The 22,667-nt window shown below is 48.0% G+C and carries 19 protein-coding genes and 1 tRNA gene; 6 read left to right on the forward strand and 14 right to left on the reverse strand.

Annotated elements, in window-relative coordinates; genetic code table 11:
• Positions 1-5: 5 nt before the first annotated feature.
• From QUW60_RS02330 to QUW60_RS02345, 4 genes are read right to left on the reverse strand one after another with little or no spacing between them, the layout of a single operon-like run.
• Entirely contained in the window at positions 6-731 is a 726-nt protein-coding gene (locus QUW60_RS02330; protein WP_289558297.1) for a hypothetical protein, read from the reverse strand.
• Between the two features lie 7 nt (positions 732-738).
• Complete coding sequence (locus QUW60_RS02335; RefSeq protein ID WP_289558298.1) at positions 739-2,952, reverse strand: DUF4493 domain-containing protein; 2,214 nt, start codon at positions 2,950-2,952, stop codon at positions 739-741.
• 14 nt (positions 2,953-2,966) lie between these two features.
• The gene (locus QUW60_RS02340) at positions 2,967-4,193 is read right to left on the reverse strand and encodes a DUF4493 domain-containing protein (protein ID WP_289558299.1); all 1,227 of its coding nucleotides are present in this window, start codon (positions 4,191-4,193) and stop codon (positions 2,967-2,969) included.
• Positions 4,194-4,208: 15 nt separating this feature from the next.
• Positions 4,209-6,674, reverse strand: coding sequence for a DUF4493 domain-containing protein (locus tag QUW60_RS02345; protein WP_289558300.1), 2,466 nt, complete (start codon positions 6,672-6,674; stop codon positions 4,209-4,211).
• Positions 6,675-7,215: 541 nt separating this feature from the next.
• Between QUW60_RS02345 and QUW60_RS02350 the strand changes: the two genes are divergently transcribed.
• Positions 7,216-8,064, forward strand: coding sequence for a helix-turn-helix domain-containing protein (locus QUW60_RS02350; RefSeq protein ID WP_258338457.1), 849 nt, complete (start codon positions 7,216-7,218; stop codon positions 8,062-8,064).
• 89 nt (positions 8,065-8,153) lie between these two features.
• On the opposite strand, the gene QUW60_RS02355 is transcribed toward QUW60_RS02350, so the two are convergent.
• From QUW60_RS02355 to QUW60_RS02365, 3 genes are read right to left on the reverse strand one after another with little or no spacing between them, the layout of a single operon-like run.
• Positions 8,154-8,786 (reverse strand): outer membrane beta-barrel protein, encoded by a 633-nt coding sequence (locus tag QUW60_RS02355; RefSeq protein ID WP_289558301.1) that lies wholly within the window; start codon positions 8,784-8,786, stop codon positions 8,154-8,156.
• A 19-nt stretch (positions 8,787-8,805) separates the two neighbouring features.
• Positions 8,806-9,429, reverse strand: coding sequence for a DUF4136 domain-containing protein (locus tag QUW60_RS02360; protein WP_289558302.1), 624 nt, complete (start codon positions 9,427-9,429; stop codon positions 8,806-8,808).
• 44 nt (positions 9,430-9,473) lie between these two features.
• The gene (locus QUW60_RS02365) at positions 9,474-10,025 is read right to left on the reverse strand and encodes a DUF4251 domain-containing protein (RefSeq protein ID WP_258338454.1); all 552 of its coding nucleotides are present in this window, start codon (positions 10,023-10,025) and stop codon (positions 9,474-9,476) included.
• Between the two features lie 310 nt (positions 10,026-10,335).
• On the opposite strand from QUW60_RS02365, the gene QUW60_RS02370 reads away from it, so the two are divergent.
• Complete coding sequence (locus QUW60_RS02370; RefSeq protein WP_289558315.1) at positions 10,336-11,049, forward strand: hypothetical protein; 714 nt, start codon at positions 10,336-10,338, stop codon at positions 11,047-11,049.
• Positions 11,050-11,115: 66 nt separating this feature from the next.
• On the opposite strand, the gene QUW60_RS02375 is transcribed toward QUW60_RS02370, so the two are convergent.
• From QUW60_RS02375 to QUW60_RS02390, 4 genes are all read right to left on the reverse strand, one after another.
• A complete protein-coding gene (locus QUW60_RS02375; protein ID WP_289558303.1) occupies positions 11,116-11,694 on the reverse strand; it encodes an epoxyqueuosine reductase QueH in 579 nt (192 codons plus the stop codon).
• Between the two features lie 10 nt (positions 11,695-11,704).
• The gene (locus QUW60_RS02380; protein WP_289558304.1) at positions 11,705-12,094 is read right to left on the reverse strand and encodes a MarR family transcriptional regulator; all 390 of its coding nucleotides are present in this window, start codon (positions 12,092-12,094) and stop codon (positions 11,705-11,707) included.
• 3 nt (positions 12,095-12,097) lie between these two features.
• On the reverse strand, positions 12,098-14,560 hold the full coding sequence (locus QUW60_RS02385; protein WP_289558305.1) for an FAD-dependent oxidoreductase: 2,463 nt from the start codon (positions 14,558-14,560) through the stop codon (positions 12,098-12,100).
• Between the two features lie 328 nt (positions 14,561-14,888).
• Positions 14,889-15,380, reverse strand: a complete 492-nt coding sequence (locus QUW60_RS02390) for a GNAT family N-acetyltransferase (protein ID WP_258338450.1) — start codon at positions 15,378-15,380, stop codon at positions 14,889-14,891.
• A 106-nt stretch (positions 15,381-15,486) separates the two neighbouring features.
• On the opposite strand from QUW60_RS02390, the gene QUW60_RS02395 reads away from it, so the two are divergent.
• A tRNA-Ala gene (locus tag QUW60_RS02395) sits at positions 15,487-15,560 on the forward strand.
• A gap of 53 nt (positions 15,561-15,613) precedes the next feature.
• The gene (locus QUW60_RS02400) at positions 15,614-15,841 is read left to right on the forward strand and encodes a winged helix-turn-helix domain-containing protein (protein WP_258338449.1); all 228 of its coding nucleotides are present in this window, start codon (positions 15,614-15,616) and stop codon (positions 15,839-15,841) included.
• Positions 15,842-15,994: 153 nt separating this feature from the next.
• On the opposite strand, the gene QUW60_RS02405 is transcribed toward QUW60_RS02400, so the two are convergent.
• On the reverse strand, positions 15,995-17,542 hold the full coding sequence (locus tag QUW60_RS02405) for a DUF5723 family protein (protein WP_289558306.1): 1,548 nt from the start codon (positions 17,540-17,542) through the stop codon (positions 15,995-15,997).
• Between the two features lie 15 nt (positions 17,543-17,557).
• Positions 17,558-19,324 (reverse strand): hypothetical protein, encoded by a 1,767-nt coding sequence (locus QUW60_RS02410; protein ID WP_289558307.1) that lies wholly within the window; start codon positions 19,322-19,324, stop codon positions 17,558-17,560.
• A gap of 264 nt (positions 19,325-19,588) precedes the next feature.
• On the opposite strand from QUW60_RS02410, the gene QUW60_RS02415 reads away from it, so the two are divergent.
• Both QUW60_RS02415 and QUW60_RS02420 read left to right on the forward strand, forming a co-directional pair.
• Positions 19,589-21,793: a sodium-translocating pyrophosphatase gene (locus QUW60_RS02415; protein WP_258338446.1), complete on the forward strand. Its 2,205-nt coding sequence runs from the start codon at positions 19,589-19,591 to the stop codon at positions 21,791-21,793.
• A gap of 180 nt (positions 21,794-21,973) precedes the next feature.
• Complete coding sequence (locus QUW60_RS02420) at positions 21,974-22,177, forward strand: hypothetical protein (protein ID WP_289558308.1); 204 nt, start codon at positions 21,974-21,976, stop codon at positions 22,175-22,177.
• Between the two features lie 60 nt (positions 22,178-22,237).
• On the opposite strand, the gene QUW60_RS02425 is transcribed toward QUW60_RS02420, so the two are convergent.
• The gene (locus tag QUW60_RS02425) at positions 22,238-22,654 is read right to left on the reverse strand and encodes a hypothetical protein (protein WP_289558309.1); all 417 of its coding nucleotides are present in this window, start codon (positions 22,652-22,654) and stop codon (positions 22,238-22,240) included.
• Positions 22,655-22,667: the final 13 nt, after the last annotated feature.

Here is a 22,667-nt window from a genome sequence, read left to right on the forward strand (position 1 = left end):
CTCTCCTACAGATAAAAGGCTATACCCAAGCCGATTGAAAACAAATTGATTCTAAAATTGGCAGAACTCGACGACTGGTCGCCCGTATAGATCTGGTCTGTCTTCTGTTTCACTTTGCTGAAATTGACGCCAAGCACTCCGACACTCACCTCAACAGCAGTATAATTGTTTACAAACGCCACAATGCCGGGACACACACCGACACCCACATCCGTTGATGTCGTATAGGTTCCGGTCAGTTCATTGCCTTCTTTTGTCACAAGCTTCGCCTGCGAACCGCCGAACTGCAACTGCGTTTCGGCATACAGGGCAAACCGCTTGCTCGTACCCAGATTGATATAGTTGCGCATCACCGCCATCACCGAGTACGAATGCTTCAACTGGTACGTGTCGTTCAAATCAAAGTTCAGGTCTTCTCCCAGATCAACAGACAGGCCGTTGAATTTGGTCAGCGTTCTTCCGTAAGAGAAGCGTCCTCCCATTGTCAGATTGTCTTTCACCGCGTAGGTAACCAACGGACTGACATTAAATGTATAGCCGTCGGAATTAAATTTGTCTATAATCAGAAACTGATAATTCTCTTCCGTATGCTCTGAATAGGAAACGGAACTTCCAACCACCCACTGTCCCTTAGGAACAAATACATTGTCGGGAATCTTGATCTTGCCTTCCTGTGCCCGGCCAGTCACAGCCAGACACAGCAAAGCGAAAAGGTATAAAATCTTCTTCACAAAACGTTCATTTTTCGAGTTCGCTTTCTTCATAAATTAACTCCAGATCGTCCAGCCACATGGTGCTGCCCGTAGAACCTTCAAAGTAGTCACCGTACCGGCTTGCGGATGCAACCAGTATAATACGGGCAGGAATACGGTCTGTCGCACGGTAATCCAGTGGAATGGTAAATTCTACCATACCGCTGCCGTCCGTACTTGAAGTCCAGACCTGCTCACCGTAAGCAAGCACATTTTCCGCATTCGGATCAAACAGTTTCGGATCTGCCGTCTTTACGATAAAGGCCCACTGGGAACCGTCGTCGTATGTTTCCGGCTCTCCGTCTGTCAAGGCTATATAAACGATGCCTTGGTCAGGCTGGTCATTGGCTATATGGTTTCCACCTCTATCCACCGTTCCGCTTACGTAACGGATATGTCCGCGCAAAGCCAAAGGACGAGCAGTAAACAGACGACCCCAGCCAAGCACGCCGTTCGTCCCGGATGTTGCAAGATACTTGCCGATAAAAAGATTGCCTGCCGCAAACTTTCCAATACCCAAAAGACTTGGATAAGCAGATTTCAGTTTGGCAGAATAGGAACCGCCATGCTTTATGGAAGAGTCTGATGTTGTCACATCTATATTCAACGTGGCTGATCCGTGATTTCCGGAATCCCAGAACATTTCTTCGCCGCTTCCATAAATCAGCATGGGCGTGCTTCCCGACCATTTTTCAAATCCGGCATTCGGCAACTGAACGGCTGTTTCCGTTGTGAATTCCTGAATCACATTTGAAACTTTCGTATCTTCCAGCACCTGATACTCATAAGTTGTCCCGGGAACAAGTCCGGTCAACAGCACAGACTTGATCTGATTTCCCTCACGGCTGGCCGCAATGCCTTCTGTCCAGGAACCTGTTCCTTTCTGACGATAGCGGAAAGTCAACGTGCCGGTCGGGTTCTTACCTTCAATCACTTCCGCATACAAGGTTGCTCTGTCTGCCCAGATTTCATATATATAAGGTATAGCTATGGCACGGACATTCGAATCAGACACCACAATGCTTAAAGCCTCCGTTCTGGATTTATTGTTCGCGTCTGCCGCAGCAACCGTCAGTTCATAAACGCCCTCATTCTCAAAAAGCGCATTCAAGGCAGCATTCCAGTTAACAGTCAGACGTGATTCCGAATCAAGCGCCACATCGATGCCCTTATTCTGCAATTCCAAGCGAAAAGCCTCATCCAGCAAATCACCCGATGCAATATCCAAAGCAGCAAGCAGCGAACCTTCCACTGTAACCTGAGATAGAACAGAAGAAGCAGAAACCACCGTTACCGGACTTACTTCCGTCCCCGGCTCCAACGTCCAGTCCGCACCGTCCGGAAGAACCACATTGTCATTTGTCCACCGGATGACAGGCCGCTGATAAATCCCGACAGACTCTTCCCTTTTAGTCAGAGGCGTTTCATCCACCTGCAGTTCAAAGAAACTTCCGCCCTGCTCCGGAATTTCCGGCTCTTCGCCTCCTTGTCCATAATTATAAGTAAGCGTGTATAAGGTAGCTTCCTCCGCATTTTCTATACGGTCCGTCTGCGTAAACTTCTCGCCCGACTTGGTTACACCGGTCAGTGTACAGATAAAGTATTTCTTTCCCTGCGGGAACGTGTAATAACCGACCGGAGATTCCGCCGCTTCCTCACTGCTTGCCCATTGATAATTCAAGCCTCCATTTTCCGCATCTACGGCGACATTCACTTCCGCACTTTTCAGATAAGTGTCAAATTCCTTGTCGAAGTTCACTTTCACCAGGGCGTTCGCGATATTGCATGTGACATTCACCGTGGTCTGTTGCCCTTTGGCAATTACAAACGGTTCCTCACCCGCATAAAACTTGCTATCAAACGAGGCGGCTACAGAATCTCCGGCAGTAACACGCACCTTGTAATCGTCACCCGAAGCCAACGTGATTCCGCTCTCCACTTCACCGCCCCATCCTTTATACTTGCGCACCAATTTGTTTCCCTGAAACACACGCACGCGGGCCGTTTCCTTCAATGCCTCAGCCGGATCAGAAACACCATCCTCCGTTTCATCTCCTTCCGCACGCGACACAACCTTCACTTCCTCACCCTGCCTCATGTCGAGCAGCAGCGTACCCTCACCTGCGTCCGACCATCGGTCTTCCTGGCGGCACGCACCCAACAAGACAAGCGAACAAAGTATAAACAAAATCCTCTTCATACACCTGCTTCTTTTCATTCGGCATTACGGCTGTCGATAGTCAAAGCGGCTTTCGCTTCAACATCATTGACATCGACCACACTGATATTAAATGTATGTACTCCGGCAAAAGCTTCATTAGCCAGCAAACCTACAAACTGAGTCACATCGAACACCACTTGCTGCTGGCCGATTACTGCTTCTCCAACAGGCAATCCCAAACCTTCAAGGTTTTTAGCCAAATCCCCCGGATAAGCCAAATCAAAAGAAAGGCTTAAGATTTCTTCTACAGCCGCAGCAAAGCTTCCGCTTGTCGTTTCAATCTGCACATAAACATGAGCCAGTCCGTCGGGAGCATTCAGCAAAACCACAACCGGCTGGGTCAAATCCGTAACCGTTTCATCGATATTGAATCCTTGTCCAACAACTGACGGATTCCCGAAGTCCAAGATTTCATCCTCGTCAGGAACAATCATTCCTCCGATGGAAACCTTCTCACACGCTGCATTCAAAGCCAATCTGCCGACAGACACAATTCCACCCGTTCCGGGGTCGACCGATGTAGAAGCCTCCACCAACGTATAAGTGACAATCAGTTCCGTACCAATGACAATATCGGGATACGAACGGGTAATCGAAACATTTTCTCCTTCCACTTCGCCTGTCAGCACCACATCCACCGCATTGTTTGTTGCCTGACCATGAAAAAATCCCGAACGGGTTTCATCTTTGGCAAATTCCAGCGATTCACTTCCCACCTTGACACTCACCTTGACATCATCGCCCAACAAAGCGGCAAGCTTCTCATCATACTTGATTGTCACCTTGACATTCTTCAACGTACAGTTCACCTGGCCGGCATCCACGATATTATCTTTCGTGATTGCAAATGTCCCGGACTCGCCTTCACAGTACGGAGTATCAAAAGCCGCGCCTTCCGTTGCCGGGCTGTGCGCCTTTATCTTATATGTGCCCACATTCAATGTATATACTTCCGGCATTTCGCTGTAGGTCCATTCCTGAACCAGCGCATCGTCTGCCGTATAAATGCCAATCACGTAATCTTCCAAATCCGAAGCGGCACGCGATATGCTGACCAGCGGTTCCGTATTGAAAGTAAGCTTCGGACGCTCGCTGTCTTTCAAGGGAGCCAGATTGACCTGTCCGGTCTGACTCAAGTCGAAATCCATCTTCTCACTGTGGCATGCTGCAAACATCAGACTTGCCAACAAAACGAATGCAAATATCAAGTTTCGTTTCATTTTATTGCTTTATTTTTATTCGTAAATTAATGATACATCGTCGATATAAAGTTGGCTGCCTATGTATTCGCCATCACTCAGATTCAGTCTTGGAGGAACACTCATATAGTTATAACGCGTTTCCGTACCCGACTTAAAAATAATATAAATATGAGTCGCTTTACGGTCCCGATAATCAGCAGTGTATTTTATCGATATGCTTCCCTGCGTATAGTTCGTTACCTTTCCTCCACTTTTCAGATAACCCTGCCCTAAAACAGTCGGACTTCCATCTCTGTTCTCCACTTTCACCCAGACTTCAAAATTATCATTGCTCGCAGATCGTCCGCTTGAAGGCGTATACTTGTAATAAAAAGACAACGCATCAGGACGAGATGCAAACAGATAAGGGGAATAATCCGTTTCGGGAGATTCCGAATTTTTTCCCAAATACAAATATCCCGGATCTGTATGTGTCATAGAACCATCCCAGAAAGGTCCTGGAGCCGTCGTTCCTGCTCCCCAGCCTACCGTACGAATCAGGGCAGCCTTTTCTCCCTTATGGCAGTCTGCCGTTTCTTTTGTTCCGGAATTAGCGACATACGCATAATCATAAGGAAAATTGTCACTGCCGTCAGAAGTGGTTTTTAAATTCAGCGTATTCCATCCATCTGTTTCCGGCTCATTCCAGGGATACCAGATTCCCCAATAGTCACCGCCACGTTCATAACTCCACGATTCCATACCTGCATTTGGAACCTGCAATTCTTCTTCTGTCTGAATTTCCACTTCATTGGTCGGCTCTGCATCCGTCTTCCGGGCACGCAGTTTCAATGCCGAATTGGAAGACAATCCATTCACCGTAACATAATTGCCATCAATCTCCTTAACCGATACATTCTCCCATTTGCCCGCCTTATATTGCTGGAACTGGAGTGCGGACAGATTTTCTTCATTATAAACATGAACCACAGCCCTTTTAGCCCAAACATCCGCCTCACTGTCAACCAATATTCCATAACTTACAGGCAATTCGGCAGACTCCAGACTATATGCCAGGTAAGAGGCCGAAACCTTGAACGGGTCCTTGAACTGCACACCGTCGGGGGCCTGCAGGCTGACAATATACTGCCTGCCGTTTTCCGTAGCCATGCCTTCGCTAATCCCTGTAACGGTCAGAGGCTGGCTTCCGTCCGCCAAAACAAAGGAAGCCTTTGACGGATCACCGTCCACAAAAGAAATGGAAACCTGGCAGGTGTTTCCTAAGAAAGGAACCTCAACGTCGGTCGGCGAAACAGCGAAATTGCAAAGCTGAGGAGCGACTCTCAGCGTCAAAGGATCGGAAACCTTTCCATATTTGTCTATCGCACGCAATTCAAAAGCACTTTCTCCTCTTCCTGCCGGGAGATTGCCTACCAGACCGGTATAGTCAACCAAAGCCATTTGGGAAACATTGCCCGAAAGCCCTTTTGTCTGGAAACCCAGTCCTTTCAGCGTTTCGAGTTTGGCATCAGCAGCCGTCAGATCAATCTCGCCGGACACTCCTTTCTCTTCCAGATAAGACGAGGCGACCGTCATCTTGCAGGAAGCCAGCCCCGCTGCCGCATTCACATACACCGACAACTGCTCTTTCGCATTTGCTCCTTCAACCGGCTCCAGAATGTTCTCCGGAACAAACCCTGAAGCTTTCAGATAAGGAGCCGGAGCATTCAACGCCTCGTTTGACACATCAAATGAAACATTTTCGTCAGAAACCTCTTCTGAAAATTCCACAGTCATGGTAGCCGACGAAACATCTACATCCAGCGTCAACGTATAAGCATGACGGGCCTCAGCCTGAAACGACTTCACTTCGTATTCAGCTTCTTGCGCCTGGCCGGCCTTCCGGACCTTCACACGCACGGAAACCGTTCCCGGAACAAAATAGGCAGAACGCTGCTCGTCCTGAACATAAGCGACTTTATTCCCCGACGCACCGGTCACTTCTGCGGAATAGGCCGCAGAAAAATACGACTTGAAATCATCCGTATACACGACGGCCAGCCTGGCATTGGCCAGATAGCAGGAAACATTGACCGGAGTCGTTTCGCCCCGCTTCACCGTAAAATCCTGCGAACCCTCGAAATAAGGCTTGTCAAAGCCTTCATCAGACAAATCACCGTACCATGCCTTCGCTACATAGGCACCCGGACGCAATTCAAAATTCTCCTCTTCGCTCATCGTACGATAAGTATCCCACGAAAGCACCTTCTCGCCGTGACTGGATACAGATACGGAAAAGTCATTTACATCGGGCAACGATTCGGCCGCAGCTCCCTCACCTGATTTCCCGCCTGCTTCAGCACGGCTGGCATCAACCCCTACAATCACTTCATTGCTTGCCTGAACATTCATGCTGAAAGACCCGGTTTCACCCAAACTTGAGTAATCCTCCTGCGAACAGGAAGACAAACCGGCAAGCAAAAGTCCAAACAAAATGAAAAAATCACCACTTGTCCTCATTCTTAAATAAAATACGGTTTAAATCTGTTATACAACGTTATTTGGAGGGTGCAAAATAACAACTCTTGCCAAAACCCTACAAGGTCAATTCTTTTTATTTCTGCTCTATTTTTCATCACAAAGACATTTCATCATTAAAAAATGTCGTTTTACAGATTTTACGCAAGGAAATTCAAAACGTTTATAGTCTAAATTTAAAATTTCATATTACACAGCATAAGAAAATCCATGTATGCGAAACACTTTCCTACACTGCTGTATCTGTTCGTTTTTTCACTGCGGAATCTTTTCTCAAACAAAACGGCAAAGATTACGCTCCAAGAAGCTGGAACGTAGAATCGAACGGATCATGCAGATAAAATGCTCCCAACAGAAAAACGAACGGATGCGCCGAAACCTGAAAGCAGAGCAATATCATCTGAGCTCCTCCAAGTTCTTAACCAATATTTACCCGATTATGTTCTGTTACTTACAGAAATAAATGTGATTTTATAACGCAAAAACTTGTATATTTGCATGAACGAACGAAGAAGAAGACACAATGGAAAAAGAACTGCCAAAAATAGACTTGCCTGAGGACTGGGTTGTCGGCACAGACATCAACAAAGATTTGCTGGGACTGTACACGAATTATCCTGTAAGACTGAAATGTGAGATGTTCGTGCTTTGCGTGGAAGGCACTGTGGAAGCCTCGGTAAACCTGAACCATATTACCGTCAAGGCAAACGATTTCGTCACACTCATGCCGGGAAGCATTTTCCAAATCAACAGCATCGAAGGAAACCTGAACATCTACTTCCTCGGATTCTCGTCCAAATTTGTCGAACAGACCAACCAGTCGCGCTCCATGCTCGATGCAATCTACTTCACCCTAGGAAGACCGACATTCCAATTGCGAAAGGAGGGCGTGCTGCTAATGGAACAATACCTGCAATTCCTCATAAACATCTACGAACGGTTCCCTGACAAAATCAAGCATGAAATCACGCCTAACCTCTACGCAGACGTGCACAAGGGAATTTCCATAATCTACAAAAGCAACTCAACGGAAGAAACCGTGCCCATATCAAAAAGCGAACAGATATTCAGAAGCTTTACGCAACTGGTCATGCAGCATTATACGCACAACCGGAATGTTGCATGGTATGCCGAACAGCTTGGCATTACACATGCGCATCTGTGCACCACGGTAAAGCAAGTGTCGGGAAAAACCTGCGTCGACATCATCTCGTCCATCGTGATTATGGACGCAAAGTCGCAGCTCAAATCAACCAACTTGTCCATCCAGGACATATCCGACTCGCTGAACTTTGCCAACATGTCGTTCTTCGGAAAATATTTCAAACGCTATGTGGGAATGAGTCCGCTGGAATACAGAAACAACGGATAAGCCTTTCACACCCTCCAGAAAGAGGGACCTATAATACGATAAAGATAAAAAAACCTCCCCGTCAAGGGGAGGTGCGGAAAGGGATAGAGTTAAAATATCACACCCAGACGAAAACCGACGTTACTCTGTCCGTCTATAGGAACAGTCAGCGTTTGCGTCTGATTGGTTGCATAGCTGTAGTATCCGGCAATATGAAATCCCCAGTGCTTTCCGGTCGGATAAATCTTCAAGCCAATTTCAGGAGATACATAAAATCCCCATCCATCGTCATACAGCCTGGTTGCAGCGTAATAAGTGGTGTTACGCGCAAACATCGCGCCGACTTTCACACCGATATAAGGCTTGCAGTACCTGTTTGTAGACAAATTGAACGCCGCAGTCAGCCCGAAAGGAACCTGAAAAGCCGAACGCTGCTGGTCGGTGGTCAGAGATTCTGTAGGCGAAAGGGCCAAAGTCTGCCGTCCGATATACTTATGGTTGGTGTGGAACGAAGCAAACAGACCCGCTTCCCAACGAGGCGTGAAACTGTAAGTCAGTTCATAGTTCATTCCCCACCCGCTCAACTTGTCAGCAAAATCAGTAGACAACGGAGCGTTCATCTGCCAGTCTACCTTCAGACTCATCTTAGACATATCACATTGTGCAAAGCTCCGGGCAGACAGTCCCAGCAAGACAACACACAAAAACAGCGCTTTTTTCAGCAATTTATCCATTGTTTTCATTTGACATCCTCCTCGATTATTAGTTAGCAGATTGAACATAAGGTGACTGTACGAACGACTGGACAACCGCATCTTCGAGCAGTTTCAGGCTGTAACGTCCGCCAAAGTCAAAGCCGGAAGCATTGGCATACCAAACCACCGGCAGCCTGTTGTTTTCGCTTTCTCCGGATGCAGTCAAATCAACCATTTCCATAACCAATGTATTCGTATCATACGAATAAGTTACAGGATACGGATAATACCATCCGCTCCACGGTCCCCAGAAGCCATAGTCCCACCAGCCACCGAAATAGCCTCCGGTCACAATGTGAGTGGTTTGCGCAATATACGACAACTGCACGCCGACGTCTGCATCATCTTTCTGTTCCGGATCAGTGATGCGGGTATATCCCCTACTGTTCATCTGTGCCTCCACCTCGCTGATTATAGCCTGTGCATTTTCGTCTTTCCAATAAGAAGCATGGTGGCTTCCCGGTTCAAGGATGCTGTCAGGCAAAAAATAGGTTTTGAATGCACTGAAATCCGTATCACTGTCATAATCAGTATATACGGCCAGATTTGCATCCATTTCCCCCATATCGGGATCTTTTTCGCATGCCGACATCACCAATGCCGCACATGCCAGAAAAAACAGTTTTTTCATAGTGAATCTCCTCCTCTTAATTGTTATCGGTTGTTTTAAATTATTCAAATGGAACGCCCTTTGAAAACGTTGCTGCGCGATGCCGGAAGAATCACTCCGTTCAGCGTCAAACGGTTGGAGTTGAAGTTCGGTGAAATGGTTATCGAAGCCCGGTTCGATCCTTTCGGCAGATAAATGTCGATACGGGCCGAAATTCCTGCTCCCATCACGTTCATCGAGAGCGACAGGTTGCCTTTCTTGTCCACTTTCGGATCATAGCCTGAAACGGTGCCGTCAACGGTCACACCCCCCAGTCCGTTAGGTCCGGAAAACGGAATATTGAAAGCCACCTGCACTACCGCATCTTCACCCATTACGGATACAAAGTTGGTATTCGAAGATACATAAGCCGTTTGTCCGTATTTAAAAACCACCTGATCGGCCTCCAAAGTAAACTCTTTCGCATTGACTGCTTTCAGAGCCTCTTCATACTGCAGGCTGTCTAATCGTTCCTGCAATGCTTTCTTTTCTTCCTTGGTCGGCTCCTTTGTTTCCTGAGCCTGGATGTTTCCTGCCATTGCAGACAGGACAAACATCAATAGTAAAATCTTTTTCATTGTTTTATATTTACCTATTCACAAGTAAAACAAAGATTTTTCTCTTTTGCTGCACCGGAACAGATTAAAAAAAACTAAGAGATTATAATATCGCGAAACCGTGCGTCAAAACGAAAGGAATCAAAACGGACAAGAAACATGCGCAAATCCGCAGAATTCAAAAGTTGCCGGCTCCGCATCACAATGTCCAATAAAATAAAAAAGAGTCCGCCGAAAGAACGACTTATCATTTTTTTTCTTATCTTTAAAGTGACAACAGTCAAACAACCTCCCGTCTAACCCTTTAAACCATCAGAAAACCATGACAAACATCAGTGAAATCACTCTGTTAATAGCTGTTATCGCCCTGGCGCTGTGGCCGGTCATACTTTTCGCACTACGCTATCTGAACATACGCCGCAAACGGCTGGAGCATATCGAACGCCTGACCAAGGACGAACTTGACGAAGTGAGCACGAACGACCTGGTAATCAGCACGCTCAAAAAAATCGGATGCCAGCCCGAGATGAACGAAGAACAACAAATCTGCTTCAAATACCAGGGCGAAGACTTCTACATAGCGGCAGAAGAGGAAAACCGTTTCATTATGATCTGGAATCCGTGGTGGGGATGCATCAATGCCGACAACGAAGCATTTCCTGTCCTGAAAGAAATCATCAATCTGGCCAATGTGAAATCAATTGTGACGACAGTATATATGATGGACGAAGACGGGAAAACCGTCGGACTGCACTCACACTGCCATACCTATTTTTCGCCGAATGAAGGCGAACTGGAGGAACACCTGAAGATGCTTCTCGACTTTTTCTTCGATATCCACAATTTCATCAAAGACAACATGAACCAGATAGGAACCGGAGAAATCAACGAAGAGGAAAAAAAGGAAAGGGTTAAAGTGAAAGGATTTGCCGCCTACAAAGAAAACACCATACCGCTGCAGTCAGATACCGTAGCAGCACAAGCTACCCCCGACAAAGAAGGACTCAGTTCGCCGGCGGCACGGCACGACAAGGTGACTGTGTAGAGCACCGCCCAGACATACAAAAGCGGTTTGGCTGCGTCAAGAACAGCCAAACGCCAGAACTGTGCATCAGTCTTTCCGCATACTGAATTCACAGCCGCAATACTGCTGGTTATAAAAGCCATATTCCCTGATAATTGCCGCACGGCGCTCGTTCAAGCCGCCTTTACGCCAATTCTGATCCCACCAAATCACATCAGGATAAGCGGCTACGGCAAAACGTCCCGCTTCATTGATCTGGTCAAGGCTCTTCCAACGCGAAGAAGCAAGCGTTGTGGTAATCACACGAAAACCGTGCTCGTGAGCATAGCGTGCCGTATCCAGCAGACGCATCTTGAAGCATTGCAAACAGCGTCCTCCCCGCTCAGGCTCCCCCTCCAGGCCAGCCACACATGAACGCCATGCCTCATGGTCATAGTCGGCATCCACGATGTCAAGTCCAAGCGAACGCGCATAACGTGAGCACTCATCCTTACGGATGCGGTATTCCTCTTCCGGATAAATGTTCGGATTGCAATAATAGACGGTAGGGCGCACGCCATGCGCCACCAGCCATTCGATGATAGCCGATGAACAAGGCGCACAGCAGGTGTGCAACAGCACCTTGTCCACTCCTTCGGGAATTTCCCATTCTTTCTTCTTTTTCATGGCAATCGAATCAAAAAGCCTGGCAGTCATCCGTCACAACATAGCTTCCGAATAAAGGCAAAAGCAAATCGGGAACCTCAATCCCTTTTTCCTTGATGCCGGCAAGACAAGCTTTAGCCTTGTCTGTCAGCGAAAAATACATCTGCCGCTTGTCTTCCGTTCCAAGTTCACGCCTGATAAATCCCTTGTCTTCAACCAGACGGATCACTTTCGACGTATGCGAAGCTTTCATGCCCGTACGCTTCACGATGACACTGGCCGCAATCGTTTCGTCACCGATACTGCACAGCACCATAGCCTCGTTCAGCGAAATGCCGTGCACATCCACCAGACTGTTTTCAAGTTCAGAGAGAGCCCTGAAAAGCTCTCTCATCACACAAATACATTTTATCTTTTCCATTATTCAAATAAACATATTCAGATTAGACGTTTCGGCACGATCCATATAGGTCGCCACACCCCCAACAGTTACATTGTCAAGAAGCTCCTCCTTCTTCACCCCCATCACATCCATCGACATTTGGCAAGCAATAAATTCCACCCCGTTATCAATGGCCTGCTGGCGGAGCGATTCAAGTGAGTCAACGCCTCTCCGCTTCATTACATGACGCATCATTTTAGCCCCGATTCCGCCCATATTCATTTTTGAAAGTCCCAGTTTGCTGGAGTCCGAGGGCATCATCCAGCCGAACATTTTGCCGAATGCATCTTTCTTTACCGAAGGCTTTGCAACTTTCTTTATGGCATTCAAACCCCAGAATGTGAAAAAGACAGTCACTTTCTGTCCCGTAGCTGCCGCGCCGTTTGCCAGCACAAAAGTAGCTAAAGTTTTGTCAAGGTCATCGCTGAACAAGATAAAAGTTTTGCCTTTCCCCTCCGGTTCCTGGCGAACAGCTTCCGCCGCACACGAAGTAGCCTTCTCGACCACCACTTTGTATTTGCCTGCATGGGATGAAACTTCCACAATCCGGTTTCCTGTCATACGGCACCATGATTCAGCATCCCGAGAAAATCCCGCATCTGTCGCGGTTATTTCCAGACGCTGTCCCGGGAGCAGTTTTTCCATCTCTTTCTTCAACTTCAATACAGGTCCCGGACATTGCATGCCGCAGGCATCCACACATATCGTTTTCGAGTGCTCTGACCCATCGGTTGCCGGAGCATTGCAAGCACACCGCGCCTTCTCCTCCTCACTCTCACCCGTGCCCGGAAGCTTCACTTCTGCCGTTGCAGCCTTATAAGTTTTGATGCCGCCAATCAGATTCCGCACATCTCCATAGCCGTTCTCCTTTAAAATATTGGAAGCCAGATAGCCGCGCAAGCCTACACCGCAATACACATATACAGGCCTGTCGGAAGGAATCTCTCCAATCCGTTCGCGCAAATCATCCAAAGGAATGTTCAATGCCCCGTCGATGTGCCCCAAAGCATACTCATCGGCAGTCCGCACATCGACAAGAGTGACTTTCGTCAGATCTGCGTCACGGAGTTCCCGCCAATATAAAGGAGTCATTTTTCCGCAAAGAATATTGCCGGCCACATACCCAGATACGGCCACAGGATCTTTAGCGGAAGAGAAAGGAGGAGCATAAGCATGTTCCACCTCCATCAAGTCGTAGACCGTCCCATGGTGCTTTATAACCAACGCATACGCATCAATCCGCTTGTCAACGCCTTCGTATCCCACAATCTGTGCGCCGTAAAGGCGTCCGTCAGTCGGAGAAAACACGATTTTGATATCTGTTTGGGAAGAACCCGGATAATATCCTGCATGTGATGCCGAATGGATCGTTGCCGAAAGATAAGGAACATTCATCTGTTTCAGACGCTTTGCAGCAAGTCCTGTAGAAGCGACCGTCTGATCGAAGACTTTAGCGATTGAAGTGCCTACAGCTCCTTCGTATTTCACCTTGTTGCCGAAAACCATATTGTCAGCGACAATACGCGCCTGACGGTTAGCGGGTCCTGCAAGATAATTCAGCCAAGGCTTTCCGGTTATCGGATGGGGATATTCAATCGCGTCCCCCACCGCATAGACAGACGCATCGGATGTCTGCAAGTATTCGTCCACCCAAATGCCACGGGCCTCTCCTATCTTCAGTCCCGCTTTTTGGGCGAGCGAAGTTTCCGGACGTACTCCTATTGACAAAAGCACCAAATCCGCATCAAGCGAAATGCCCGACTGAAAGCGCACCGTTATGCCGTTTCTTCCGGGTTCAAAAGATTCAACGGCCTGCTTTAAATAAAGCTTCACTCCTTTCTGCAATAAATGCTCGTGAACCAAAGCCGCCATTGAATAGTCAACAGGCCCCATCACCTGGTCGGCCATCTCCACAACAGCCACTTCTGCACCTGCATGATGCAGATTCTCCGCCATTTCCAAACCGATGAAACCGCCGCCCACAATCACGGCACGCTTCACAGCATGTTGCTGCATATAAGTCTTTATACGGTCTGTATCGCTCACATTCCGAAGCGTAAAGATGCCCTCGGACTCAATGCCGGGCAAAGGAGGACGTACAGGAGAAGCCCCCGGAGAAAGCAACAGCTTATCATACGCTTCCACATACGTATCTCCGTCGGATGTGCGCACCGTTACCGTTTTCTTCTGCAAGTTGACTTCCGTCACTTCCGAACGCGTACGCACATCCACCCGGAAACGTTTTCCGAACGCTTCGGGGGTCTGCACAAACAAACGTTCACGCTCGGTTATTACATTGCCTATATAATAAGGTAAACCGCAATTGGCATAAGAAATGTAATCTCCCCGTTCAAACAGAATAATATCTGCCTTTTCCGTATTTCTGCGGATACGGGCCGCTGCTGTAGCGCCGCCTGCCACACCGCCAACTATCACATACTTCATAATTCAATTATTTTCTAATGGAAACTGATGCAAAGAAAAACAATTATAGTCACAATAAAAAATTTCCAAAAGAAAATATTCAAACAATTAAGCCAAATTAAGAAACTATTTTGAATTTATCGTGTGCTGATCTGGGATGAGTTTTTGAGGCATTTCCGTTTGTGTGATGAGGAAGATAGCGGCTATCTGACGAAAAACAGAAGCGGAAAAGACAAAAAATAGCCCAAAGCACACACGAAAACGAACACATCAAGCCAAGAAAAACTTTTTGGAGAAATTCAAAACAGTTTCTAAGAAGTCAGTCCGATCTGTAACGCTGTGCTGCCGGCTATTCTTTCTGATAAGCTATGCGTGGCGAACCGTTTTTGAGATAAATAATGCCACAGCGTACAAAGCCATTGGCAGTCAACAGCTTTTGCATCACTTTGTTTTCGGCATGCGTATCTGCACGCAAGCAGGAGCATCTTGAAAAGCACCACTCAAAGCACAAACGAGCAATACCGCTGCACGTTCCATCGGAAGCCAACCGATGAATCACATAATAAGGGCGGCTATTGGGCCAGGAACCATCCTCAATATAAGCATAAGTAGGGTCCGGACCGGGAATAAAGCAGAATGTAGCAACGGCTTTCCCTGAATCAGCGGCACAGACATAACAATGGCCCGCAGCAATCTCCCCTGCAATCAATTCCCTTTGCGGATATCCCCCCACCCACTGATTAGGGTTTCCAGTAGCCGCCATGAACGCACGGGCAGCGTCAAAAATTTCCATTAAACGGTCCAAATCACCCGGAACCGCCTTCCGAATCTTCAATTTCATTCTATAAAACAGAGATAAATTTCCGGCAAATGTAGCAATTGGACGCAATTTAATGAAAGAAAAATTGAAAATATAAAATCTTCATGTTATCTTTGCATAACGAAAAGGGGCATTAGCTCATCTGGCTAGAGCGCGACACTGGCAGTGTCGAGGTGACCGGTTCGAGTCCGGTATGCTCCACCTTCGAAATAAAGGGACACATCACAACTGTTCAACTTTTAAAATTTTAGCTTATGGATGTACAAAGTATAGGTGAAAGTGCAGGTGTTATCTGGAGGCTGCTCGAAGGTGAACACCGGAAATGGGATTACAATGAAATCAAAAAAGCGACAGGGCTGCCTGACAGACAAATCAATGCGGCTATAGGCTGGCTCGCCCGCGAAGGCAAACTGAGCATTGATGACACGACTATAGGCAAAAAGCGTGTATTATATATTGAGTTGAACTACTATATCGGATAAATCAAGCATTACTTACCATCAATAAAAAAGCAATCCCCCTGTAAATTTGAAGGGAATTGCTTTTTTATTGCACCTTAAACATCACTTGCCTATAGGTTCATAAGCGTTTTTTCCACAGGAAATTCAATGTTCTGAATCAAGAAGATTGAACAATTACAACGACTGTACTTCCACGCAGTTGTATTTCCGTTTGTATTCCGGTCCGAAAGTAAAGTTGATGCCCAAGTTGACATTAAGCGCGAAGCGGTTGACAGGCGCATAATATTTGGGTGAGAACTTGCCCATCGGCGCATCGGCTGCTATGAAGAAATTGAATCCGCGCGGATGGAAGTTCAGCATCAGACCTCCCGTTGAGCCGAAGTTGGATATGGCATAGTTGAGCGAAGCCTCAAACCATTTCAAAGGAGAAACATTGGCAGAAACGCGAGCTTCGGTCCACCAGTGCCGTCCCTGGAAGCGGGTTGAAGACAAAAGTCCGAAGTTCAGACGGTCATATGCCGGAAGCGTGTACTGCGCCCCAAGATTCAGCGTAGCCGCCAATGCAGTGGTACGCTTCAATCCCTCGCCTTCCTTTGTAAACTTGGAGAGTTCTTCCAGATCATCTCCGATCCGGTCTGCCTGATTGTCGATCGAGTTCGGATCATCATCACCCAAATCAGAGTTGACAGGAATTTCCGTAAACCCGTCAAACTCAAAAGAATTGTTCATCGTGGCCTTTACCGTATTCTTCCAGCGGATAAAACCGAGATCAAGGACAGCGGCCGAGAAAGTCCATTCATCATTCAAACGGTAAGTAGCCCCGAAATCAAACGCCATGCCGAAGCCTGTAGGCCCGATATTGTTGTCATCAAAGTCAAGGTCATCGTAAGACAGAAGATTTTCAGAGCCCGGCTTCAGTTGGTCTGTACGGTTTCCTGCATCGTCCAGCGCATAATCGCTGTCATCATAGTTTCCCGTTTCACCGCGCGTCGGAGCAACCAGTCCCTTGGCGGAAAGGTATGCCTGCGCTCCCGACGGAGTTATCTGCCAATAGTCGGGAGTTGCCACCACGTCCAGACGGTCAATCTTCACCGTGGCTTTAGCCAGTCCCACCAGGAACTTCACCTTTGCTCCCACCGTCCATTGCTCGTTCAGCTCACGGGCGTGCCCCAAAGCGATTTCAGCATAGTTGGTAGAAACGGCGCTGATATCATCTATCTGGTAATGGGTGCCTTCGGGACGGTCAACTCCGCTTTTCATGAACTTGAAAAGCGCGTCGGGAGCCGAAAAATTGGTATTGCTCTTCACCGAGATGCCGAACGTATTGAATCCTCCCCACGCATAGAACCCCGTAGAAAGAATTGTCTCTTCAAGATTGAATCCGAACTTGACCCGGCGCGGCAGGCCGTTCAGAAACTCGTCACGGCCCACATCTTCGTGCATGAAAGTCATGAGATCGCCGTTCTGCTTCACAAAAAGAAAGTCGCCCACACCCGATGTGCCCTGCGCACCGAAAGCAAGATTTCCAAGCCCCGGCATAGTGACATATCCGCGTTCGCCCATAAATGCAGGATTCAGTTCATGACGGAATGTGGCTCCGCCCAAAAAATAGGCGGAACGATTATTCTGAGTCTGTGCGGCGGCAGGCCCTGCAAGTCCCCAGACAGCAGCCGCCGACAATATACTTGTTACGACACGTGTTTTCATCTGTTGTTTCATCATGGTTCTTTTTACCCGTTAATTCAAGTCGACCTTTACACCTCCCGGCACATTCAAGTTGATTTTTGACATCTGGATCCACTGGTTATCCCTCAGCGGAACGTTCAAGGCCTGTCCCGGAACAGCTGTCACCTTAAAGCAGATACGGTCTACACGCGACAATACGCCGGCTTCGGCAGAAGTAAAGACTACGGCAAACCGACTCTCTACCGGCGTTGTCCCATCCGTACTCTCAGCTATCTTCCTGCCGTCGGCAGTTACCTTGATACCTTCTATCTGCTGCCCGTAAATATCCTTGACTACCACATTCTCCGGTTTCAGTTCGAGCTGGAGCGGAATGGTACTTACAGCGGTGAACTGCAGGCCGACCTGATCGAAGTCCACCTGGTCAAGGTCGGAGAAATCAGTGTTCAAGTCACAGATCGAATCGTTGTAAACAATATTCAGACCGCTTTCAAAGCTCAGCGGTATCACCACATCATAACCGGCCAGCATATCATACCCCCTGTCCAGCTCAACCGTATAATAGTTCGGATTAGTAACCGACGGGCTTATATCCACCGTAATGTAGTCGGGGATACGTTCCCACAAGTTGTTGATATCCTCCACCTTCACATTCTTCACGTGCTCGGCATCCGCATAACCACTTTTTCCGAGGCGGGAGAGAATAATGGCCGTGATGCATCCAGCATCAATTTCAATGTCGTCCACCGTAACCGTAGCCAGCGGAGCCGTTTTACCGTTGCGGTGCGACACCAGCGTCACATCAAACTCCACCGGCGTATCAAGTTTGTTTTCTGTACCGAAAGCAACGACCGGATTGGTGACTTCCAGGCGAGTCGCATCGTCTTTCAGAAAGTCGGGAATATCGTCCAGCCCGATGTTTGTCGGCTCTACTTCGATGGTTGGCTGGATAATTCCCGTCACCTTATTGACAGTCATGGCATCGAGCACAACCGAGGGAGCAAAAGACAAAGATGTATTAGCATCCAGGTTTCCATCAAATACAGTGATTACAGAACCTGACACATTGACCTCCCCATCAATTTCTATAGAAGAATTTGCCTTATCAACCTTTTTACCATTTCCTGCCGCATCACCGAATTTATATCCGTCCACTTCAAGAACCGTCGCAAACGAATCATTGTTCCCCGACGAAAGAACCACCCCATCAAGCACCAACGTATTTCCTCTCAATTCGCCCTTTGTTTCATCACATGCTCTTACAACAAAAAAATAAGGCAATTCCACATGCAAGTTCCGGGCTATCACACTTTGATAATTCAGGCTGCCGCTAAAAGCAAAAGCAATGGAAAGTTTCGCAGGCACCCCTGCTCCCACATCGCCCACCTCCATCAATGCCTCGTCTATTCCGAAAACCGTCTGACTAAAGCTGCCTTGCATATCTACTTCTTTTTCAACAGAGCCGCGGCCAACGGCAGAACCTCCCCCAACGATCACTACAGGATGAAAGCCGCTGGAACTGATTTCTCCGATATCAAACGTACCCACCGAAGTAGGCTCTACATTTACAAGGCCCCTCCTCGCAAGCTGATATTCATGCGTGGCAGCATCCGTAACCAAAAGATCTCCTTCGGTGATGATCTTGCTCAAGTAAGTGGTATCAGTGCTTCCACCGGGAATCGACAGATAGTCCCCTCCCACACTGATTGTCATGTCAATGTCACGGTCGAGGTCGTATCTGTTATCCACACACGACATGATACCGACCAACAGCAAAAGCACAAGCACACCCGCTAACGGCCTTACATTCAATCTGAACATAATTCTTTGAGTTTTTGTAAAAATTCAACCTTCGATACAAAAATACAATTTTTTTCAACGAAAGGCAGGCCCTATTTAAACTATTTTAAACGCTCAACCTCCATTCAAAACACACAATACTTTGCATGAAATTCCGGCAACGACAAACAGACCGCTAAAGCCTACAGCAGGGACAGTGCCTTAAACATTCTTTAAATCAGAGAAAACAGATTTTCTCATTGCTTTTTCTATCTTTGGATATCATTATCTAAAATCAATGCTCTTATGGAAACATCTCTCTTCTGGATTGTGCCGGTGTCATCCGCGCTGGCACTCTTGCTTGCCTGGTACTTCTACCGGCAGATGAAAGCCGAAAGCGAAGGCACTCCTACAATGGAATGCATCGCCCTGCACGTGCGGACGGGTGCCATGTCGTATCTGAAACAACAATATAAAGTGGTGACCATGGTTTTCGTCTGCCTGGTCATCTTCTTTGCCATCATGGCATACGGATTCAACCTGCAAAACCACTGGGTTCCGGTGGCGTTTCTGACCGGCGGATTCTTTTCCGGACTTTCGGGCTATCTCGGCATGAAGACCGCCACATACGCTTCGGCGCGGACAGCCAACGCCGCGCGCAACTCGCTCAACAAAGGCTTGCGGATCGCTTTCCGGAGCGGGGCAGTAATGGGGCTGGTCGTTGTAGGACTTGGCTTGCTCGACATCTCTTTCTGGTATCTGCTGCTGCAATACTGCATACCGGAAGACGTGATGAATCCGGCATCCAAACTTTGCGTCATCACCACCACCATGCTTACTTTCGGAATGGGAGCCTCCACGCAGGCACTCTTTGCCCGTGTAGGCGGAGGCATCTATACCAAAGCAGCCGATGTAGGAGCCGACCTGGTGGGAAAAGTGGAGGCAGGGATTCCGGAAGACGATCCGCGGAATCCGGCAACGATTGCCGACAATGTGGGTGACAATGTGGGCGACGTGGCCGGAATGGGAGCCGACCTGTATGAATCCTACTGCGGTTCGATTCTTGCCACATCGGCTTTGGGAGCAGCCGCATTCATCGCTTCCGGCGATACGGAAATGCAGTTCAAGGCCGTCATCGCACCGATGCTGATTGCCGCGGTGGGCATCCTGCTCTCCATACTCGGCATATTTGCCGTGCGCACACGGGAAGACGCAAGCATGAAAGACCTGCTCAAATCCCTGTCGTTCGGAACAAACCTGAGTTCGGTGCTGATTGTTTTTGCCACATTCCTGATCATGTGGCTGCTGGGCATCGACAACTGGATAAACCTGTCCATCTCTGTTGTAATCGGTCTGGTGGTAGGAGTCATCATCGGCCGTTCTACCGAATACTACACATCGCAGTCTTACAAGCCCACACAAAAGCTTTCGGAAAGCGGAAAGACCGGTCCGGCCACCGTCATTATCTCAGGTATCGGACTGGGCATGATTTCAACGACTATCCCGGTCATTGCTGTCGTGATAGGAATTATCCTCTCCTACTGGTTTGCCGCAGGCTTTGACTTCACCAACATCAGCATGGGACTTTACGGCATCGGCATCGCCGCCGTAGGAATGCTTTCCACACTGGGAATCACCCTGGCTACGGATGCATACGGCCCCATCGCCGACAATGCCGGGGGAAACGCTGAAATGAGCGGCCTGGGCGAAGAAGTGCGCAAACGCACCGATGCACTCGATTCGCTGGGCAACACCACCGCAGCCACTGGAAAGGGATTCGCCATCGGATCGGCAGCCCTTACGGGACTTTCTCTCCTGGCTTCCTACATCGAGGAAATACGTATCGGGCTCGACCGTATCGGTACAGCCATTCTGGAGCTTCCAAACGGCATTGAAGTGGCCGTCCACGAGGCCAGCTTTACCGACTTCATGATGTATTACGATGTAACGCTGATGAATCCGAAGGTTATTTCAGGCATGTTCATCGGCAGCATGATGGCTTTCCTGTTCTGCGGACTGACCATGAATGCGGTGGGACGCGCCGCCTCGCGCATGGTAGAAGAAGTACGCCGCCAGTTCCGTGAAATAAAAGGCATATTGGAGGGGAAGGCCGAACCCGACTATGCGCGCTGCGTGCAGATATCCACCAAAGGAGCGCAGCACGAAATGGTGTTCCCGTCCCTGCTCGCCATCATTGCTCCTGTAGCTACCGGCCTGATATTCGGCGTTCCGGGAGTAATCGGACTGCTTATCGGAGGACTTTCGTCCGGCTTCGTGCTTGCCATCTTCATGGCAAATGCAGGAGGCGCATGGGACAATGCGAAGAAATACGTTGAAGAAGGCAACTTCGGCGGAAAGGGAAGCGAAGTGCATCGTGCCACTGTGGTGGGTGATACGGTAGGCGATCCGTTCAAGGACACGTCCGGGCCGAGCCTCAACATCCTCGTCAAGCTGATGAGCATGGTTGCCATCGTCATGGCAGGACTGACCGTTTCGTGGAGCCTGTTCTGAGAAATCCTTTGTCGAACACAAAGGCACAGGGATACGGAGATTTCTATTTGAGTTCTCTGTATCCCTATTCCTTTATAGTTTAAGCCAGAATGGTCACTAAAGACATGAAGATCATACAATACATTGCTTCATGCCCTTATAATTGAGAACTAAACACACAAGTGGATATACAACAATTTCTTGTCAAGACAAAACGAAACCGACAGGACAGCCAAAAGGCCGGCTTCTCCCAAAGCATGCTTCACGCGCGAAGGCCAGCCTCAGCAGACCGGTCTGCTGAAACACCACCGCCACGCTTTCAACCAGTCCCCAAAGGACAAAGCCATAAAGCAGCAAACGGCGATACTTCTCCAGAAACAGCCGGACAGCAAGATGGACGGATAAAGCCGCTCCGCAAAATAATCAGTCCACAACGGAATACCGACAGTAATTTTCTACTACCAATCAAAATGTTATGCTTTTATCCAAATTTCTTATACCCGACTTACCTTGCTCATCTTCCGCCACTATAGTTGCTCTACCGGATATTTCCACAAGTTTCTGTCTGTCAATCTCTGAAATGTCAAGGTCACAACTGAAACGAGCACCCGGCTTGATCAAAAAGAAGATGCGGTCCGTTAAAGCAAACGATACCTCATCTACATATCCATCCTTGTCCTTATAATAAAGAACACAATGCGAAGTGCTTTCCTCATTGAATTTATTATACCGCACCAAAAATACACTTTTCGGCGTATCATTGACAACGGTATAGTTCAGCGTATTTCCCTTAAGCGTAATATCAAATTTCACATCTTGCGCTTTCAAACTAAAAGGAACACACAACAAGACTCCTATCAAATACTTAACAAAAACTTTCATACCTTTTTATTTA

Origin of the sequence: Bacteroides gallinaceum (genome assembly GCF_030373775.1) — a bacterium.
Classification (GTDB): Bacteria; Bacteroidota; Bacteroidia; order Bacteroidales; family Bacteroidaceae; genus Phocaeicola; species Phocaeicola excrementipullorum.

Excerpts from the sequence above, each read along its gene's own strand:
- QUW60_RS02410 (WP_289558307.1), bottom strand. The coding sequence starts at position 19,324 with ATGTTCAGATTGAATGTAAGGCCGTTAGCGGGTGTGCTTGTGCTTTTG.
- QUW60_RS02340 (WP_289558299.1), bottom strand. The coding sequence starts at position 4,193 with ATGAAACGAAACTTGATATTTGCATTCGTTTTGTTGGCAAGTCTGATG.
- QUW60_RS02380 (WP_289558304.1), bottom strand. The coding sequence starts at position 12,094 with ATGGAAAAGATAAAATGTATTTGTGTGATGAGAGAGCTTTTCAGGGCT.
- QUW60_RS02360 (WP_289558302.1), bottom strand. The coding sequence starts at position 9,429 with ATGAAAAAACTGTTTTTTCTGGCATGTGCGGCATTGGTGATGTCGGCA.
- QUW60_RS02345 (WP_289558300.1), bottom strand. The coding sequence starts at position 6,674 with ATGAGGACAAGTGGTGATTTTTTCATTTTGTTTGGACTTTTGCTTGCC.
- QUW60_RS02405 (WP_289558306.1), bottom strand. The coding sequence starts at position 17,542 with ATGATGAAACAACAGATGAAAACACGTGTCGTAACAAGTATATTGTCG.
- QUW60_RS02375 (WP_289558303.1), bottom strand. The coding sequence starts at position 11,694 with ATGAAAAAGAAGAAAGAATGGGAAATTCCCGAAGGAGTGGACAAGGTG.
- QUW60_RS02350 (WP_258338457.1), top strand. The coding sequence starts at position 7,216 with ATGGAAAAAGAACTGCCAAAAATAGACTTGCCTGAGGACTGGGTTGTC.
- QUW60_RS02355 (WP_289558301.1), bottom strand. The coding sequence starts at position 8,786 with ATGAAAACAATGGATAAATTGCTGAAAAAAGCGCTGTTTTTGTGTGTT.
- QUW60_RS02415 (WP_258338446.1), top strand. The coding sequence starts at position 19,589 with ATGGAAACATCTCTCTTCTGGATTGTGCCGGTGTCATCCGCGCTGGCA.
- QUW60_RS02335 (WP_289558298.1), bottom strand. The coding sequence starts at position 2,952 with ATGAAGAGGATTTTGTTTATACTTTGTTCGCTTGTCTTGTTGGGTGCG.
- QUW60_RS02425 (WP_289558309.1), bottom strand. The coding sequence starts at position 22,654 with ATGAAAGTTTTTGTTAAGTATTTGATAGGAGTCTTGTTGTGTGTTCCT.
- QUW60_RS02385 (WP_289558305.1), bottom strand. The coding sequence starts at position 14,560 with ATGAAGTATGTGATAGTTGGCGGTGTGGCAGGCGGCGCTACAGCAGCG.
- QUW60_RS02365 (WP_258338454.1), bottom strand. The coding sequence starts at position 10,025 with ATGAAAAAGATTTTACTATTGATGTTTGTCCTGTCTGCAATGGCAGGA.
- QUW60_RS02390 (WP_258338450.1), bottom strand. The coding sequence starts at position 15,380 with ATGAAATTGAAGATTCGGAAGGCGGTTCCGGGTGATTTGGACCGTTTA.
- QUW60_RS02400 (WP_258338449.1), top strand. The coding sequence starts at position 15,614 with ATGGATGTACAAAGTATAGGTGAAAGTGCAGGTGTTATCTGGAGGCTG.